The 16,005-nt window shown below is 70.7% G+C and carries 10 protein-coding genes and 1 pseudogene; 8 read left to right on the plus strand and 3 right to left on the minus strand.

Features of this window, described 5'->3' with window-relative positions:
* Positions 1–74: 74 nt before the first annotated feature.
* Positions 75–518, minus strand: a complete 444-nt coding sequence (locus tag QM779_RS17315) for a GNAT family acetyltransferase (RefSeq protein ID WP_428537911.1) — start codon at positions 516–518, stop codon at positions 75–77.
* Positions 518–1,501 carry a type I pantothenate kinase gene (coaA, locus tag QM779_RS17320; protein WP_428537914.1) on the minus strand — a complete coding sequence of 328 codons (984 nt, stop codon included), beginning with the start codon at positions 1,499–1,501 and terminating at the stop codon, positions 518–520. The genes QM779_RS17315 and coaA overlap by 1 nt, the downstream gene beginning before the upstream one ends.
* 78 nt (positions 1,502–1,579) lie before the next feature.
* Here coaA and glmS point away from each other — a divergent pair.
* The 5 genes and pseudogenes from glmS (at position 1,580) to QM779_RS17345 (ending at position 9,742) form a co-directional block, all read left to right on the plus strand.
* A pseudogene (gene glmS, locus QM779_RS17325) lies at positions 1,580–3,425 on the plus strand (glutamine--fructose-6-phosphate transaminase (isomerizing)).
* 6 nt (positions 3,426–3,431) lie between these two features.
* A complete protein-coding gene (locus QM779_RS17330; protein WP_428537917.1) occupies positions 3,432–3,782 on the plus strand; it encodes a holo-ACP synthase in 351 nt (116 codons plus the stop codon).
* A gap of 9 nt (positions 3,783–3,791) precedes the next feature.
* Entirely contained in the window at positions 3,792–5,240 is a 1,449-nt protein-coding gene (locus tag QM779_RS17335) for a bifunctional ADP-dependent NAD(P)H-hydrate dehydratase/NAD(P)H-hydrate epimerase (RefSeq protein WP_428537919.1), read from the plus strand.
* A 434-nt stretch (positions 5,241–5,674) separates the two neighbouring features.
* Positions 5,675–7,081 (plus strand): DUF222 domain-containing protein, encoded by a 1,407-nt coding sequence (locus QM779_RS17340; protein ID WP_428537922.1) that lies wholly within the window; start codon positions 5,675–5,677, stop codon positions 7,079–7,081.
* 675 nt (positions 7,082–7,756) lie between these two features.
* Positions 7,757–9,742: a PTS mannitol transporter subunit IICBA gene (locus QM779_RS17345; protein ID WP_428537925.1), complete on the plus strand. Its 1,986-nt coding sequence runs from the start codon at positions 7,757–7,759 to the stop codon at positions 9,740–9,742.
* A gap of 4 nt (positions 9,743–9,746) precedes the next feature.
* On the opposite strand, the gene QM779_RS17350 is transcribed toward QM779_RS17345, so the two are convergent.
* Complete coding sequence (locus QM779_RS17350; RefSeq protein ID WP_428537928.1) at positions 9,747–11,729, minus strand: BglG family transcription antiterminator; 1,983 nt, start codon at positions 11,727–11,729, stop codon at positions 9,747–9,749.
* Positions 11,730–11,923: 194 nt separating this feature from the next.
* Here QM779_RS17350 and QM779_RS17355 point away from each other — a divergent pair, with 194 nt between their 5' ends.
* From QM779_RS17355 to QM779_RS17365, 3 genes are all read left to right on the plus strand, one after another.
* On the plus strand, positions 11,924–12,262 hold the full coding sequence (locus tag QM779_RS17355) for a PTS sugar transporter subunit IIB (RefSeq protein ID WP_428537931.1): 339 nt from the start codon (positions 11,924–11,926) through the stop codon (positions 12,260–12,262).
* Between the two features lie 63 nt (positions 12,263–12,325).
* A complete protein-coding gene (locus QM779_RS17360) occupies positions 12,326–14,452 on the plus strand; it encodes a PTS sugar transporter subunit IIA (protein ID WP_428537934.1) in 2,127 nt (708 codons plus the stop codon).
* 2 nt (positions 14,453–14,454) lie between these two features.
* Entirely contained in the window at positions 14,455–15,594 is a 1,140-nt protein-coding gene (locus tag QM779_RS17365) for a mannitol-1-phosphate 5-dehydrogenase (RefSeq protein ID WP_428537937.1), read from the plus strand.
* The last annotated feature ends 411 nt before the right edge of the window (positions 15,595–16,005 follow it).

A 16,005-nucleotide genomic window follows, 5' to 3' on the forward strand; every position in this document is an offset into this window, starting at 1 on the left:
CTCGAGTCTGGACGCCGGCTCTGGCCGGGAGGGGTGGCTCTCGGGCGTGGAGGGTGGCTCTGGACAGGGGTCGCTCAGTCCAGGCGCCGGCCGAGTACCAGCACGTCCTGCTTCGCGTAGCCGAGGTGGTCGTAGAAGTCGAGGACGATCGTGTTGTCGGTGCGCACCATGAACTGGAGCTTCGGGATGCCGCGCTCGACGAGCCACGCCTCCGCGGCCGCCATCAACACCCTGCCCAGCCCGCGCCCGCGGGCCGCGTCCGCCACGGCCAGGTAGTAGACCCAGCCGCGGTGGCCGTCGTGGCCGACCATCACGGTGCCGGCGAGTTCGTCGCCGTCCCTGATCCCGAGCACGACGGACGCGGGTCCCGCGACGGCACGGGCGAAGTCCGCGCCCGCGTCGTTCCACGGGCGGGTCAGGCCCGCCTGCACCCAGAGCGCGACGGCGGCGTCCGTGTCGGCGTCACCCAGCTGGTCGACCTCCACGTCCGCCCCGTCACCGCCCAGCGGCTCGACCATCACACCTTCCTGATCCGGACCCAGCTGACCTGGTGGTCCGCGCCCTTGCGGAGGATCGCGGTGGCCCTGCCCCGGGTCGGGCGGATGTTCAGCTCCAGGTTCGGGCCGTTGATCCGGTTCCAGATGTCGACGGCCTCGGCGACGGCGTCCTCCTCCGACATCTGCCCGTAGCGGACGAAGTACGACTGCGGGTCCTGGAAGGCCGTCTCGCGCAGGTTCAGGAACCGGTTGACGTACCAGTTGCGGATGTCGGAGTGCGCGGCGTCGACGTACACGGAGAAGTCGAAGAAGTCGCTGACCGCCAGCCCGGTGGTGCCGTCGGTCCGGCGTCGCGCGGGTTGCAGGACGTTCAGTCCCTCCACGATCAGGATGTCGGGCTGGGACACGGTGATCGCCTCACCGGGCACGATGTCGTAGACGAGGTGCGAGTAGACCGGGGCTGTGACCTCGGGGGCGCCCGACTTCACGTCCATCACGAACTGGACGAGCCGGTGCCGGTCGTACGACTCGGGGAAACCCTTGCGGTCGAGCATCCCCATCCGGTCCAGCGTCGCGTTCGGGTAGAGGAAGCCGTCGGTGGTGATCAGGTCGACCCGCGGACGCGACGGCAGCTGCGACAGCAGCTCCCGCAGCAACCGGGACACGGTCGACTTCCCGACCGCGACCGACCCGGCGACGCCGATCACGAACGGCGTGGGGCGTCCCCCCAGCCCGAGGAACCGGTGGCTGTCGGCGAAGAGGTCGCCGGTGCGCTCGATGTAGAGGCTGAGCAGGTCGGTCAGCGACAGGTAGACCTCCCGCACCTCTGCGGCGTCGGTGGGGTCGCCGAGGCCACGCAACCGGTCGAGTGTCGCCGCGTCCAGCTTGTCGCCCCTGGTCGCGGCCAGGGACGCCCAGTGGTCGCGGTCGAGGGTCACGTACGGCCCGTAGGGGTGGTCCTCGGGCGCGTCGGCCTCCTCGTAGAAGCCGGCTGCTGCGGTCATCGCCACCTCGACTCGTGCCTGGTTGTCATCTTCGATCAGGGCCCAAGTATGAGCGACACCGCCGGTACAGTGACCGACATGTGCGGAATTATCGGTTACACCGGTCCTCGTGTCGCGCGGGATGTGGTGATCGCGGGCCTCCGGCGAATGGAGTACCGGGGCTACGACTCCGCCGGCGTCGCAATCGTGTCCGACGGGCGGATCGAGTACCGCAAGAAGGCGGGCAAGATCACCAACCTGGACGCCGAACTCGCCGTCCACCCGCTCCCGGACGCCGGCCTGGGCATCGGACACACCCGCTGGGCGACCCACGGGGGGCCGACGGACGCCAACGCGCACCCGCACGTGTCCGCGAACGGACGGGTCGCGCTGATCCACAACGGGATCATCGAGAACTTCGCCACGCTGCGCGCCGAGCTGCAGGCCGCCGACGTGCTGTTCGCGTCGGAGACCGACACCGAGGCGGCAGCGCAGCTGCTCGGCCGGGAGGTGGAGGCCGGCACCGACCTGGCCGACGCCATGCGCGCGGTGTGCGCGCGCCTGGAGGGCGCCTTCACCCTGGTCGCCGTGGACGCGGCCGAGCCCGACCGGCTGGTCGCCGCCCGGCGGAACTCGCCGCTGGTGGTCGGGGTCGGCGAGGGCGAGAACTTCGTCGCGTCCGACGTGGCGGCGTTCATCGAGTTCACCCGGCACGCGATCGAGCTCGGCCAGGACCAGGTCGTCGACGTGACGCCGACGTCCATCACGGTGACCGACTTCGCGGGCGATCCGGCCGAGACGCATCCCTTCGAGGTCACGTGGGACCTGTCGGCCGCGGAGAAGGCCGGCTACGACTGGTTCATGCGCAAGGAGATTCTACGAGCAGCCGGGGGCCGTCTCCGACACGCTGCTGGGACGCTACAACCCGGACGGCTCGCTGAAGCTCGACGAGCTGCACATCCCGGAGGCCGAACTTCGCCTGATCGACAAGATCATCATCGTCGCCTGTGGTACGGCGTACTACGCGGGGCTGGTCGCCAAGTATGCGATCGAGCACTGGACGCGAATCGCCTGCGAGGTCGAGATCGCCAGTGAATTCCGCTACCGCGACCCGATCATCACCGGCTCGACGCTGGTGGTGACGCTCAGCCAGTCGGGCGAGACCGCCGACACCCTGATGGCGATCCGGCACGCCCGCGAGCAGCACGCCAAGGTGATCGCGATCTGCAACACCAACGGCGCCACCATCCCGCGGGAGTCGGACGCGGTGATCTACACCCACGCCGGCCCCGAGATCGGCGTCGCGTCCACCAAGGGCTTCCTCACCCAGGTGGCGGCCTGCTACCTGCTCGGCCTGTACCTCGCCCAGGTGCGCGGGACCATGTACGACGACGAGATCCGCTCGGTGATGGGCGAACTGGCCGCGACTCCGCCGCTGATCCAGAGGGTGCTCGACGAGCTCGACCCGATCAAGCAGTTGGCCGCCGACTTCCTCGGCAAGAAGTCGGTGCTGTTCCTCGGCCGCCACGTGGGGTACCCGGTGGCGCTGGAGGGGGCGCTGAAGCTGAAGGAGATCGCCTACCTGCACGCCGAGGGGTTCCCCGCCGGCGAACTCAAGCACGGTCCGATCGCGCTGGTGGAGGAGGGCGTGCCGATCTTCATCGTGGTGCCGCCCCAGGGTCGCGACCAGCTGCACGACAAGGTGGTCTCCAACATCCAGGAGGTGCGGGCGCGCGGTGCGCTGACCGTCGTCCTCGCGGAGGAGGGGGACACGGAGGTCGAACCGTACGCCGACGTGCTGTTCCGGCTGCCGAAGGTCTCGACGCTGCTCCAGCCGCTCGTTGCGACCGTCCCGTTGCAGATGTTCGCGTGCGAGCTGGCCACCCTGAAGGGCTACGACGTGGACCAGCCGCGCAACCTCGCCAAGAGCGTCACGGTCGAGTGAACTGAGATGATCCTCGGGCTCGGCATCGACGTCACCCAGGTGTCCCGGTTCAGCGAGGCGGCGGAGCGGACGCCGGGCCTGCTCGACAAGATCTTCACCCCGGGCGAGCACGACACGTCCATGCAGCGGATGGCCGGGCGTTTCGCGGCGAAGGAGGCCTTCGCCAAGGCGCTCGGCGCTCCCACGGGCCTGGTCTGGACGGACGTCGAGGTGCGCAAGGACGCGGAGGGCAAGCCCTACTTCTCCTGCTCGGGCACGGTCGCGGCGCTCGTCGCGGAACGCGGGATCGCGTCCATCCACCTCTCGATCACCCACGACGCCGGGATCGCCGCCGCCGTTGTCGTCTGCGAGTCGTAGGCCCTCGCGATGCGGCACGCCTGGACCGTCGCTGCGATCAGGGACGCCGAGGCGCGCGCGATGGCCGTCGCCGGCCCCGACGCCCTGATGCAGCGGGCCGCCGCGGGCCTGGCGGCCGCGATCCTGCGACGGCTGCGCCCAGAGAGAGCGGTCCCTGAGGAGCGCCGTGAGGAACGAGCGGCGCGTCACGAAGGGCGGCGCTCAGGACGTACCTACGGGTCGCGGGTGCTGCTGGTCGTCGGCTCCGGCAACAACGGCGGCGACGCGCTGTTCGCGGGCGCGGCACTCGCTCGCCGGGGGGTGCGGGTCACAGCCTCGCGTGCCGGCTCCGGGGTGCACGAGGCGGGCTGGACGGCGTTCCTGGCCGCCGGTGGCCGTGAGGTGGACGCCGCTGGTGCCCTGGCGGGGCTGCCGGCGCAGCGCCTCGTCGTCGACGGCGTGGCCGGGATCGGGTCGCGGCCGGGACTGGCGCCGGAGGTGGCCGCGCTCGCCGCGGCCTGCCGCGCGCAGGGCGTGCCGGTGGTGGCGGTCGACCTCCCGTCCGGGCTGGCGCCCGAGCCGCCGTTCACCGACGCGGAGCACTTCGTCGCCGACCTCACGGTGACCTTCGGCGGGCTCAAGCTCTGCCAGCTGCTCGAGCCCGCGCGGACCGACTGCGGCGAGGTGGAGCTGGTCGACATCGGCCTCGACCTCGGCGAGCCGGCCGCGAGCCAGTGGGAGGAGGCCGACCTCGCCGCGGCCTGGCCCGTCCCGGACGCCCGCAGCGACAAGTACTCGCGCGGCGTGGTGGGGCTGGACACGGGCTCGGTCGACTACCCGGGCGCGGCCGTCCTCGGCACGTCGGGGGCCGTCCACGCCGGGGCCGGGATGGTGCGGTACTTCGGGTCGCCGCAGGTGGGGGCACGGATCCTCGACCGGTTCCCGAACGTGATCGTGGGGCAGGGACGCGTGCAGGCGCTCGTCCTCGGCTCGGGCTGGGGGGACCGCAAGGACCGGGGCGTGGTGGCCCGTGCGGTGAGCGCCGGTGTGCCGCTCGTCGTGGACGCGGACGGCCTGCGTCACCTCGCCGGGCCGGGCCACGCGGGGGTGCTGCTCACCCCGCACGCCGGCGAACTCGCCCGGCTGCTGGACCGTTCGCGCGACAAGGTCGAGGCCGACCCGGTGACAGCGGTCCGCGACGCCGTCGCGGCGACCGGCTGCACGGTGCTGCTGAAAGGTGCCAGCCAGTACGTCGGCTCGCCGCTGGACGACCGGCTGTGGCTGGCGCTGCCGGGTCCGGGCTGGACTGCGCAGGCCGGCTCCGGCGACGTCCTCGCCGGCATTTGCGGCGCGCTCCTGGCCGCGGGCCTTCCCGCGCGGAAGGCCGCGCTCGCCGGTGCGAGCATCCAGGCGCTCGCCGCGTCCCGGTCGCCCGGCCCGGTGCCGCCCCAGGACCTGCGACTCCCGCTGCCGCTCTGAGCCGACCCGGAGTGAGGCTTCAGGCCGACGACGGGTTTGGCACGCTGGGGACGGTTCCTGTCGTGCCGCCGTCCCGGTTCGACCCCGCCTTGTGGCGTCCGGCCTTCTCGCCGAGGACCATCGTTCGTGCGTGAGAGCCACCCTTCGCGTCGAGAGCCCGTGTTTGAACGGTGGCGCTCGACGGGAACGGTGGCCCTCGGCGTCGGAGACCAGAGCCGGCGGGCAACGGGACGGCACGCTGGGGACGGTTCCTGCCGTGCCGTCCTTCCCGGGTGGGGACGAGATCCCGGGTCAAGCCCGGGATGACAGGAATGGGCGCGGGATGACCGGCCGGCATGCCGGGGACGGTCCCTGAGGAGCGAGCGCCAGCGAGTGCCCGCGTTGGGCCGCCGCCATCGACAGTAATGATGCAGGATAGGCATTAATGCGCATTCTTGCCCGGTGCCCGGGAATGGGCTTCGGCCGGGAAAGAAATGTCAGTGGCGGTGTGTAGCGTCGTTGTTATGGAAATGGGGTTCGAGCAGTATGCGGACGGCGATCTGGTCGCCGTGATGAATGCTGCGCTGGACGCCCTAACCGATGACCGGGTGCGGCTGGCGGGTGATCGGGAACAGTTGGACCTGCTCGAGGCGGCGGTGCGGCTGGGGGCTCGGCTGCATGCCTGGCAGGTGGGTGTCGCCGCGCACGTGGAGGCCGGTGAGGTGGCGTGGCGTGAGTACGGCACTTCGACCAGCACCTGGCTGGCTGACCGGTTGAACCTGACCCGGAGGGAGGCGGGCCGGATCATCACGGCCGGGCAGGGTCTGGCCCGGTTCGACACGGTGGCGCAGGCTGCCCGGGCTGGTGTGGTGTTGCCGGGGCAGGCGGAAGCGATCACGGGTGTGCTCGATCTGCTGCCCGATGAGCTTCCCGTGGAGTCTGTCCAGGAGGCTCAAGAACTGATGGTCGGCTTCGCCGGCAGCCACAACTCGGCCGAACTGCGGCGGCTCACCCACCATCTGGTCGAGGTTCTCGACCCTGCCGGTGCCGATGCCCGGGAGGCGGAACGGCTGGAGCAGGAGCACACGCTGGCGGTGCGGAACCGGCACCTGAGCTTCACCCACGATGGACATGGTCAGGTGTGGTTCCGGGGTAGCCTGCCGGTGGCCGAGGCCGAACCGTGGATCCAGATCCTCGACGCGTACGCCGCGCAGGCGAAGCGGGGGCTGGACCGGCTCGATCCGCTCGCCGAGCACGTTACCGCCGCGATGTGGCGGGCCGACGCCCTGCTCGCCATGGTCCACCAACACACCCAGAACGCGCTCGCCCCCGCCCATGGTGGGGACCGGCCCCGGATCACCCTGACCGTGTCCTACGACACGCTGGCGAAGACCGCGATCGACCACGGGTTCCCCGCCGGGCAGTTGGTCGGGTCCGGGGAGCCGGTCGCAGCCTCGGTGCTGCGCCAATGGTTGTGTGATGCCGACCTGCTGCCCGTCGTGCTTGGTGGCCCCTCGGAGGTCCTGGATGTGGGGCGTACCCAGCGGCTGGTCACCCCCGAGATCCGGGTCGCGCTCGAGCAGCGCGACGCCGGCTGTGTGTTCCCCGGCTGTGACAAGCCTCCCCGGGACTGCCACGCCCACCACCTCACACCTTGGTGGGTCGGCGGGACGACCGCCCTGCACAACCTCGCACTGTTGTGCCCGCACCACCACGGCATCGTCGAACCCGGCCACGACCCCACCGCCGACCGCTGGACCATCCGGCTGAGGGCCGACGGTGTGTCCGAAATCCTGCTGCCGAAACGCGTCGACCCCAACCGAAAACCACGAACCCACAACAGATTCCACCTCAAGTGCTGAATCCGATTTGTTCGTCGGGTGCGAACGGGTCAGCAACGTCCGACATGAGGATCATTTCGCCGAAGTCTTGTCGTGCCCTCTGCAGCACAGGTTCGGACGGTAGCACTTGGCGAAAGAATGGCGAGTCGTCTGTTGGCTAAATCGTTTCGAGCCAGGGGCGAAGGTCGTTGGCGCGAACCAGGTGGCGTCCGGGTGCGACGGTCTCGACGTGCCAGGCCGACAGGTCGTTGGCTCTGGTGAGCTGGCTGTCGTTCACGATCTGGATTCCGTGTGCATAGGGGACGTAGGACGCCCACAGCTGCGGCGCCGACCCCCAGACCGGCCAGCCGCGAGGGCGTCGCCGACACGCTCGAACAACTCTTCGCGCCAGAGCCGGGGAACACGGGCTGGCACGCGGGGGACGGTTCCTGCTCTGCCGTCCTTCCCGGGGTGGGGACGAGATCCCGGGTCAAGCCCGGGATGACAGGAGTGGGCGCACGGATGACAGGAGTGGGCGCACGGATGACAGGGGCGGGGGCAGGGATGACAGGTGGCGGCAGCGATGACAGGGGGTGGGCGCTTGTCCGTCCGTGCATCCGCGGCCGGCGCAACGGCTAACCTGCTCCGTGGCGGCCACGCGTCGGGCCGCGCGCAGGGCGGCGTGCCACCGGCACACGTCCATTCATGGGGAGCCGGATGACGACCACAACAGCGGTGGGGCCGGGGTCGGCCCGCGTCGCCGTGCAGCGGTTCGGCGCGTTCCTCTCCGCGATGGTGATGCCCAACATCGGCGCGTTCATCGCGTGGGGGCTGATCACCGCCCTGTTCATCAAGGACGGCTGGATCAACCTGCTCGTCCCGCAGCCCGACGACGGCTGGGTCGCCATGCTCGGCGGCTGGGGGGCGTTCGACGGCAGGGGCATCGTCGGTCCGTCCATCACCTACCTGCTGCCGCTGCTGATCGGGTACACCGGGGGCAAACTCCTGCACGAGACCCGCGGCGGCGTCGCCGGCGCGATCGCCACCATGGGCGTCATCACGGGCACCACCGTGCCGATGTTCCTTGGCGCCATGATCATGGGCCCCCTGGCCGGCTGGACGATGAAGCAACTGGACGCGCGGTGGGAGCACCGGATCCGGCCCGGCTTCGAGATGCTGGTCGGCAACTTCTCGGTCGGCATCTGGGGTGGCGTCCTCGCCGTCTTCGGGTTCTTCGTCGTCGGACCCGTCGTCGCGGTGGTCTCGAACGCCCTCAGCTCCGCCGTCGGCGTCCTCGTCGCGTCCGGGCTGCTGCCCCTCACGTCGATCCTGATCGAACCCGGCAAGGTGCTGTTCCTCAACAACGCCATCAACCACGGCATCCTGACCCCGCTCGGCACCGAGCAGGCGGCCCTGACCGGCAAGTCCGTCCTGTTCCTGCTCGAAGCCAACCCCGGGCCCGGCCTCGGCCTGCTGCTCGCTCACATGGTCTTCGCGAAGGGGACCGCGAAGGCGTCCGCCCCGGGCGCCGCGATCATCCACTTCTTCGGCGGCATCCACGAGATCTACTTCCCGTACGTCCTGATGCGTCCGGTCCTGATCCTCGCCATGATCGCCGGCGGCATGACCGGCGTCTTCCTGAACGTCGCCTTCGGGGTGGGGCTGCGCGCGCCCGCCGCCCCCGGCTCGGTGTTCGCCGTGTACCTGCAGACCGCGCCGGACAGCTACGCCGGCGTCACCCTGGCCATGGCCGGGTCGGCGGCCGTCAGCATGGTGGTGGCGTCCCTCCTGCTCGGCCTCGACCGCCGGGCGGAGCAGACCGGCGCCGACCTCGCCGCCGCAGCGGCCCGGATGGAGGAGCTGAAGGGACGCCGCTCCTCCGTCGCGGGACTCCTCGGTGGACCGACCGGACCGGTCAGCACCATCGTGTTCGCCTGCGACGCCGGCATGGGGTCGTCCGCCATGGGCGCCAGCATGCTGCGCAGGAGGATCGAGTCCGCGGGGATCAGCGACGTCGCCGTCGTGAACTCCTCGATCGGCCGGCTGGACGCGACCGCCGACCTGGTGGTCACTCAGTCGCGCCTCACCGAGCGGGCGCGGCGCCGCGCACCGGGGGCCGTGCACGTCTCCGTGGACGACTTCATCGCGTCCCCGGCGTACGACGACATCGTCGCGTTGCTTCGCGAGGAGGCCGCAACCCGCGCCGTACCCGCGCCGCCGGTCGTCCCCGCGCCGGCCCCGGTCCCGGAGCCGGACCGCGCGGCGAGCCTGACCCTCCTCTCGCCGACGCGGGTGCGGATCCACGCCGGCCCTGCGACCAGGGACGCTGCGCTGCGGGAGGCCACCGAGCTCCTCATCGCCGCGGGAGCGGTAACTCCCGCGTACTACGCAGCCATGCAGGCCCGCGAGCGGGCGGTCTCGACCTACATGGGCCACGGCCTGGCGATCCCGCACGGGACGAGCGAGCTGCAGAACACCGTGCTCGGCACGGCGATCACCTTCGTCCGCTACGACGGCGGGATCGACTGGGACGGCCACCCGGTCACCTTCGTCGTGGGCATCGCGGGGAAGGGCACCGAGCACCTGCCGCTGCTGGCCCGGATCGCCGTGATCTTCTCCGATGCGGCCGAGGTCGACCGGCTGGCCGCTGCCACCACGTCCGCCGAGCTGTTCGCCCTGCTGGACGCCGCCTGCGCCGAGTGACGGCTCAGCCGTCGATGACCGCGACCAGCTCGTCGAGGAAGGCGGGGAAGTCGGTGCCGCGATGGACGAGCCGCTGGACGCTGTCGTGCTCGCTGAACACCTCGACCAGCTGCTCGAACACGGTCTGGAACGCGGCACGGTCGCTCTCGGAGAAGGCCACCATCACGACCACCTGCACGCGCGACTCGCCCCACGGGATCGGCCGGTCGGCCATCCCCACCGCGATCGCCGTCCGGCTCGCGGTCATGCTCAGGGCGTGCGGGACGGCCAGCGCGTCGGTGAACGCCGTGGACGACATCTGCTCGCGCTCGATGGTCCGCTCGACGTAGCTGTCGTCGATCACGCCCTCGGCCACCAGGTGGGCGCCGAGGCGACGGATGATCGCCTCCTCGCCGGCGTCCGGGTCGAGGTCGCGGACGAATGACGAGGGAGCGAAGTACTTCTCCAGTTCGGCGCGGAGGCGGGCCAGCCGGCGGATCCTGCGCACCCGCATGGCTGCGGTGTGGACGCGCTCGACGTCGGCGTCGGTGAGGAACAGCGGGATCGGCACGATCCGGTCGTTGCGCTCCGGCGGCGCGATCGTGGTCAGGACGAGGTCGGTGTCCAGCCCGTCCCAGTCGGGATCGGCGCGCGTCTCCACCCTGACCACCTGGATCGTCCGACCGAGGGACCGGTCGAGGCTCGACCGCAGCAGGCTGTCCAGGTCGTGGTAGCCCGGGCAGACGATCGTCGCCGTCGGCGGCGACCCGTCCGAGCGGTTGCGCTCCAGGCGGGCGCCCACGTGCATGGCGATGTAGGCGATCTCCTCGTCGACCAGCGGGATGCCGAGCCGCTCCTGCAGCCGGGTGGCGATGTAGACCGCCACCTCGAAGATCATCGGGTAGGACGCCTTCAGCGTGCGGGTCAGCGGGTTGCGGGACCACGCCTCGTCCGCGACCCGCTCGACCAGGTTCTGCACGTGCAGGACGAGCCGCCAGGTGAAGTCCTCGCCCGACAGGTCGACGAGGAACTCCGCGGCGGCCGCATCGCACGCGTCCTGCACGGCCTGCCGGACCCGCGGGTCCACCCGCTCCCTGGCGACGGCCTGCACGGACTCCAGCCGCGGGGCGGCCAGCCGACTCAGCACGACGGCGGAGAGGAACTCCCGGTCACCCTCGTTGAAGCGGATCCCGAAGTGCCGGATGGCCAGCTCGTCCAGCACCTCGCCGACTGCGACCGCGTCCCCGCGCAGGTCGGCGACCCCGGTGGTCAGCGGGCGCCCGCGCGAGATCCGGTCGGCGGCGATCGCCACGTGCATCAGGACGTCGGCGATCGCGTACTCGTTCACGAAGTAGCCCAGCCGGCCCAGCGCCTCGACGAGGTCGGCCTTGAACCGTGCGTAGGCGTCCGCCCCAACCCGACCCTCGCCGAGGACGCGCATCAGCGCCGGGAAGTCCAGCGACTTCATCTCGGTCTGGTCGTGCACCAGCCGGCTCAGCACGCGGCGGTGCGCCATCTCCGTGCCCTGGAACCAGACCAGCGATCCCCGCCGCTCGAGGGTGAGGCCGCTGCCGCTCACGAACGAGCGGACGCGGGCCAGGTCGCCCTCCACGGTCGCGGAAGAGACGTAGATCTCGTCCGCGGTGTCGTGGACGTCCAGCGGGACCTCGGACTCCAGGAGCCGGCGGACCAGCTGGTGCAGGCGGGCCCGCGGGGTGCCCGGCTCGACAGCGTCCTCCTGCTGCGCGGCGCGGGCTGCGGGCCCGGCGCGGTAGCCCAGGGCTCCCGACTCCACCACGACGCCGTCGGTGACGCGGGTGTTCAGCGCGGCGACGTAGGTCCGCACGGAGCGGGGCGTCACCCCCAGGTAGTCGGCGAGGGAGGCAGCGGTCACCCAGCTCTCCGCACCCACCAGCCGGGTGAGGAGCCTGTTCTGCCGAGACCTCGACACGTTCCGACCTCCCGCGCGGAGCCGCCCGGGGCGCCGTTGCGACGCCTCGTGCACCACCAGTCAAACACGCCCGGGGCACGGCGATGTGTTCCCCCCGCCGGGACGCGTCGCGGCATTATTGCGCCCCGGCCCGCGTCGGCGAGCGTGCGAAAGGGCAACACGCGGTCCGACGGTTCCTTCCGCCCCCGCGGAAACTGTCGTGGTTGAGGCGGTGGCCTCCGCCCCCGAGGATGTGGGCGAAGGAGGCATCAGTGAGGATCCTTGTGGTGTGCGGTGCGGGGGCGTCGAGCACGTTCGTCGCACAGCGCATCAACGGCGCCGCCCGCGCGCAGGGCCTGGCCTGGCTCGCGGTCGCGACGAACGAGGTGTCCCTTGCCGACGAGATCGCGTCCAGCGACCTCGTCCTGCTCGGTCCCCACCTCGCGCCACATCTGGACCGGATCACCGAGCTCGCCGCCCCCCACGGCGTGGGCGTCGTCCTGATGGACGCGGACGCGTTCGCGGACGTCGACGGCACCCGGATGCTGGCCAGGATCGGGACCGCGGTACAGGATGGGACCGCAAGGCACGATCCGGGCGAACCTCACTGATCACCCTCGCCGGCCGCATGGACGCGGGACCCGGCTCCACCGTAAGAGAGGAATCGACAACTCATGTCAGCAACCACAGCACCCGCTCCGGGCTCAGTACGGGTGGCGGTGCAGAAGTTCGGCACCTTCCTGTCCGGCATGATCATGCCCAACATCCCCGCGCTGATCGCGTGGGGCATCGTCACCATGTTCTTCATCCCGGCCGGCTTCACCCCGAACTCGGCGATCTCGACGATCGTCGGCCCGATGATCCACTACCTGCTGCCCATCGTGATCGCCTACACCGGCGGCCACATGGTCTACGGGGCCCGAGGCGGCATCGTCGCGGCCATCGGCGTCATGGGTGCGATCGCCGGCTCGGACTACCTGATCGCCCAGGAGAACGCACGGCTGCTCGAGGCGTGGGTCGCCGCGGGCAATGACGCGACCAAGTTCTCCGAGCTCGGCCAGGTGCACATGTTCATCGGCGCCATGATCATGGCCCCGATCTCCGCCTACAGCATGCGCTGGCTCGACCGCCTCTGGGAGGACAAGATCAAGGCCGGCCTGGAGATGCTGGTCAACATGTTCTCCGCCGGCATCTGGGGCTTCGTCCTGCTGCTGATCGGCTTCTACCCGATCGCGTGGATCGTGAACGGCGTCATGTCCGGCCTGAGCACCGGCGTCAACTGGCTGGTCTCGCACAACCTGCTCCCGCTGACCTCGATCATCATCGAGCCGGCCAAGGTGTTCTTCCTGAACAACGCGATCAACCACGGCGTGCTGACCCCCCTGGGCACCCAGCAGGCCGCCGACACCGGCAGCTCGATCCTGTTCCTGCTCGAGGCCAACCCCGGCCCCGGCGTCGGCCTGCTGCTCGCCTTCACGTTCTTCGGGATCGGTGCGGCCAGGGCGTCCGCCCCGGGCGCGGCGTTCATCCAGTTCATCGGTGGCATCCACGAGGTGTACTTCCCCTACGCGCTGATGAAGCCCACCCTGATCCTCGCGCTGATCGGTGGCGGCATGACCGGTGTCACGACCAACATGCTGCTCGGAGGTGCCCTGCGGGCGCCCGCCGCGCCGGGCTCGATCCTCGCCGTGGCCGCCCAGATCGCACCAGGCAAGTACGTCCCGGTGTTCCTGTCGGTCATCCTCTCGGCCGCGGTGACGTTCGTGATCGCAGCGATCATCCTGCGGGCGTCCCGCTCCCGTGACCTGGCCGCCGAGGCCGCCGGCAGCGACTCGTTCGGTGCGGCGATCAGCGCGACCGAGGCCAACAAGGGCAAGGGCTCGGACGCCCTGGCCGGCCTGCGCGCGGGCGGCGTCGCCGTCCCGGCCGGTGCCGTGAAGTCGATCGTGTTCGCGTGCGACGCGGGCATGGGCTCGTCCGCCATGGGCGCGTCCGTGCTGCGCAAGAAGATCCAGGCCGCGGGCTTCAGCGACGTCAAGGTCGTCAACAAGGCCATCTCCAGCCTGGACGACAGCTACCAGATCGTCGTCTCCCACAAGGACCTGATGGACAGGGCCGCCCAGAAGACCCCGTCCGCCGTGCACGTCGCGGTCGACAACTTCATGGCCTCCCCGCGGTACGACGAGGTCGTGGAGATGGTCAAGGAGGCGAACAGCGACCCAAAAGCGTCTGAGCCCGAACCGGTAGCGGCTCCGGCCGCCCCGGCGCGGGCCATCGTCGACGAACCCGCTCCCGAGGTGGCCGCCCCGGTGGCTGCCGCGGCCGTGGCCCCCGTGGTCGCGGAGACGGCGGCTCCGGCGGACGCGTCCGACGGCGTGCTGAAGCTGTCCTCGATCGTCCTGTCCGGGACGGCCGGTGACCAGGCCTCGGCGATCGACGAGGCCGGCAAGCTGCTGGTCGCCGCCGGTGCGGTCGAGGAGGGGTACATCGCCTCGATGCACGACAGGGAGAACTCGGTGTCCACCTACATGGGCAACTACCTGGCGATCCCGCACGGCACCAACGAGGCGAAGGGGCTGATCCAGTCCTCGGCGATCTCTGTGGTCCGCTACCCCGAGGCCATCGACTGGAACGGCAACCCGGTGAAGTTCGTGATCGGCATCGCCGGGGCGAACGACGAGCACCTGGAACTGCTCAGCAAGATCGCCGAGGTGTTCCTCGACGCCGACTCGGTGGCGGCCCTGGAGAAGGCCACCACCGCCCAGGAGATCGCCGACACGTTCGGAAAGGTGAACGGGTAATCATGAAGGCAGTGCACTTCGGAGCAGGGAACATCGGCCGCGGTTTCGTCGGCCTGCTGTTGCACAACGCCGGCTACGAGCTGGTGTTCGCCGACGTCGCGGAGGCGCTGATCCAGCGCCTCGCGGCGGCCGACAGCTACGTCGTGCACGAAGTCGGGGAGGACCCGCGGACCCATGAGGTCCGCGGGTTCTCCGCCCTCAACTCCGCCACGCAGGGCGAGGCCCTGACCGCGGCCATCGCGTCCGCCGACATCGTCACGACGGCCGTCGGCGCGCACATCCTCAGGTTCGTGGCACCCGCGATCGCTGCCGGCATCGCCGCGCGTCCGGCCGGGTCGCCCAAGGTGGCGGTGATGGCGTGCGAGAACGCGATCAACGGCACCGACATCCTTGCCGGCGAGGTGCTGAAGTCCTACGTCGGGGACGACCTCGACGCGAAGGCGGTCTTCGCCAACACCGCGGTGGACCGGATCGTCCCCAACCAGGATCCCGACGCGGGCCTCGACGTGACCGTCGAGAACTTCTACGAATGGGTGATCGAGACCGCTCCGTTCGGCGCCACCCACCCGGACATCCCCGGCGTGACCTGGGTGCCGGACCTCGAGCCGTACATCGAGCGCAAGCTGTTCACGGTGAACACCGGGCATGCGACCGCTGCCTGGTTCGGGTACGCGGCAGGCATCGAGAAGATCTCGGACGCGCTGGCCGACCCCGGCGTGGCGGCGAAGGTGCGCGCGGCGCTCGTCGAGACCGCGTCCCTGGTCGTCGTCAAGCACGGCGTGGACGCGGCCACCCAGGCCGCCTACGTCGAGAAGATCCTGAAGCGCTTCGCCAACCCCTACCTTCCCGACACGACGCTGCGAGTGGGACGGGCGCCGCTGCGCAAGCTCAGCCGCAACGACCGGTTCATCAGCCCCGCGTCCCAGCTCGCCGAGCGCGGCCTGGGCAGAGAGGCGCTGCTGGAGGCGATCGGCGCCGGCCTGCGGTTCGATCCCGCCGAGGATCCGGAGGCCGTCGAACTGCAGGCGCTCCTCGCGTCCGCCACCGCGAAGGAGGTCGTCGCGAAGGTGACCGGGATCACCCCCGACCACCCGCTCCACCCCGACCTCCTCGCCGTCGTGCAGGCCCGCCAGGCCGGCTGAAGCGGCACGACAGGAACCGTCCCCATCGATCCTCAGCGGACGGCATGACGCGGAGATCCCGGGTCAAGCCCGGGATGACAAGGGGTCGGGCCCCGTCCCGTCTTGTCATCCCGGCGGAGGCCGGGATCTCGGGGACGTGGCTGGCGGCGTGGACGCGGAGATCCCGGGTCAAGCCCGGGATGACAAGGGGTCGGGCCCCGTCCCGTCTTGTCATCCCGGCGGAGGCCGGGATCTCGGGGACGTGGCGGACGGCATGGACGTGGAGATCCCGGGTCAAGCCCGGGATGACAGGACGGTTGGGCACGATGGGGACGGTTCCTAACGTGCCGTCTGCGGCGGAGCGGGCGATGGTAGCGGTCTCATCCGGCCGGGGTAGCATGCTTCGGGCTGATTCGCGCCGGACCGGTATCT

Origin of the sequence: Propionicimonas sp., assembly GCF_049840635.1 — a bacterium.
Lineage (GTDB): Bacteria > Actinomycetota > Actinomycetes > Propionibacteriales > Propionibacteriaceae > Propionicimonas.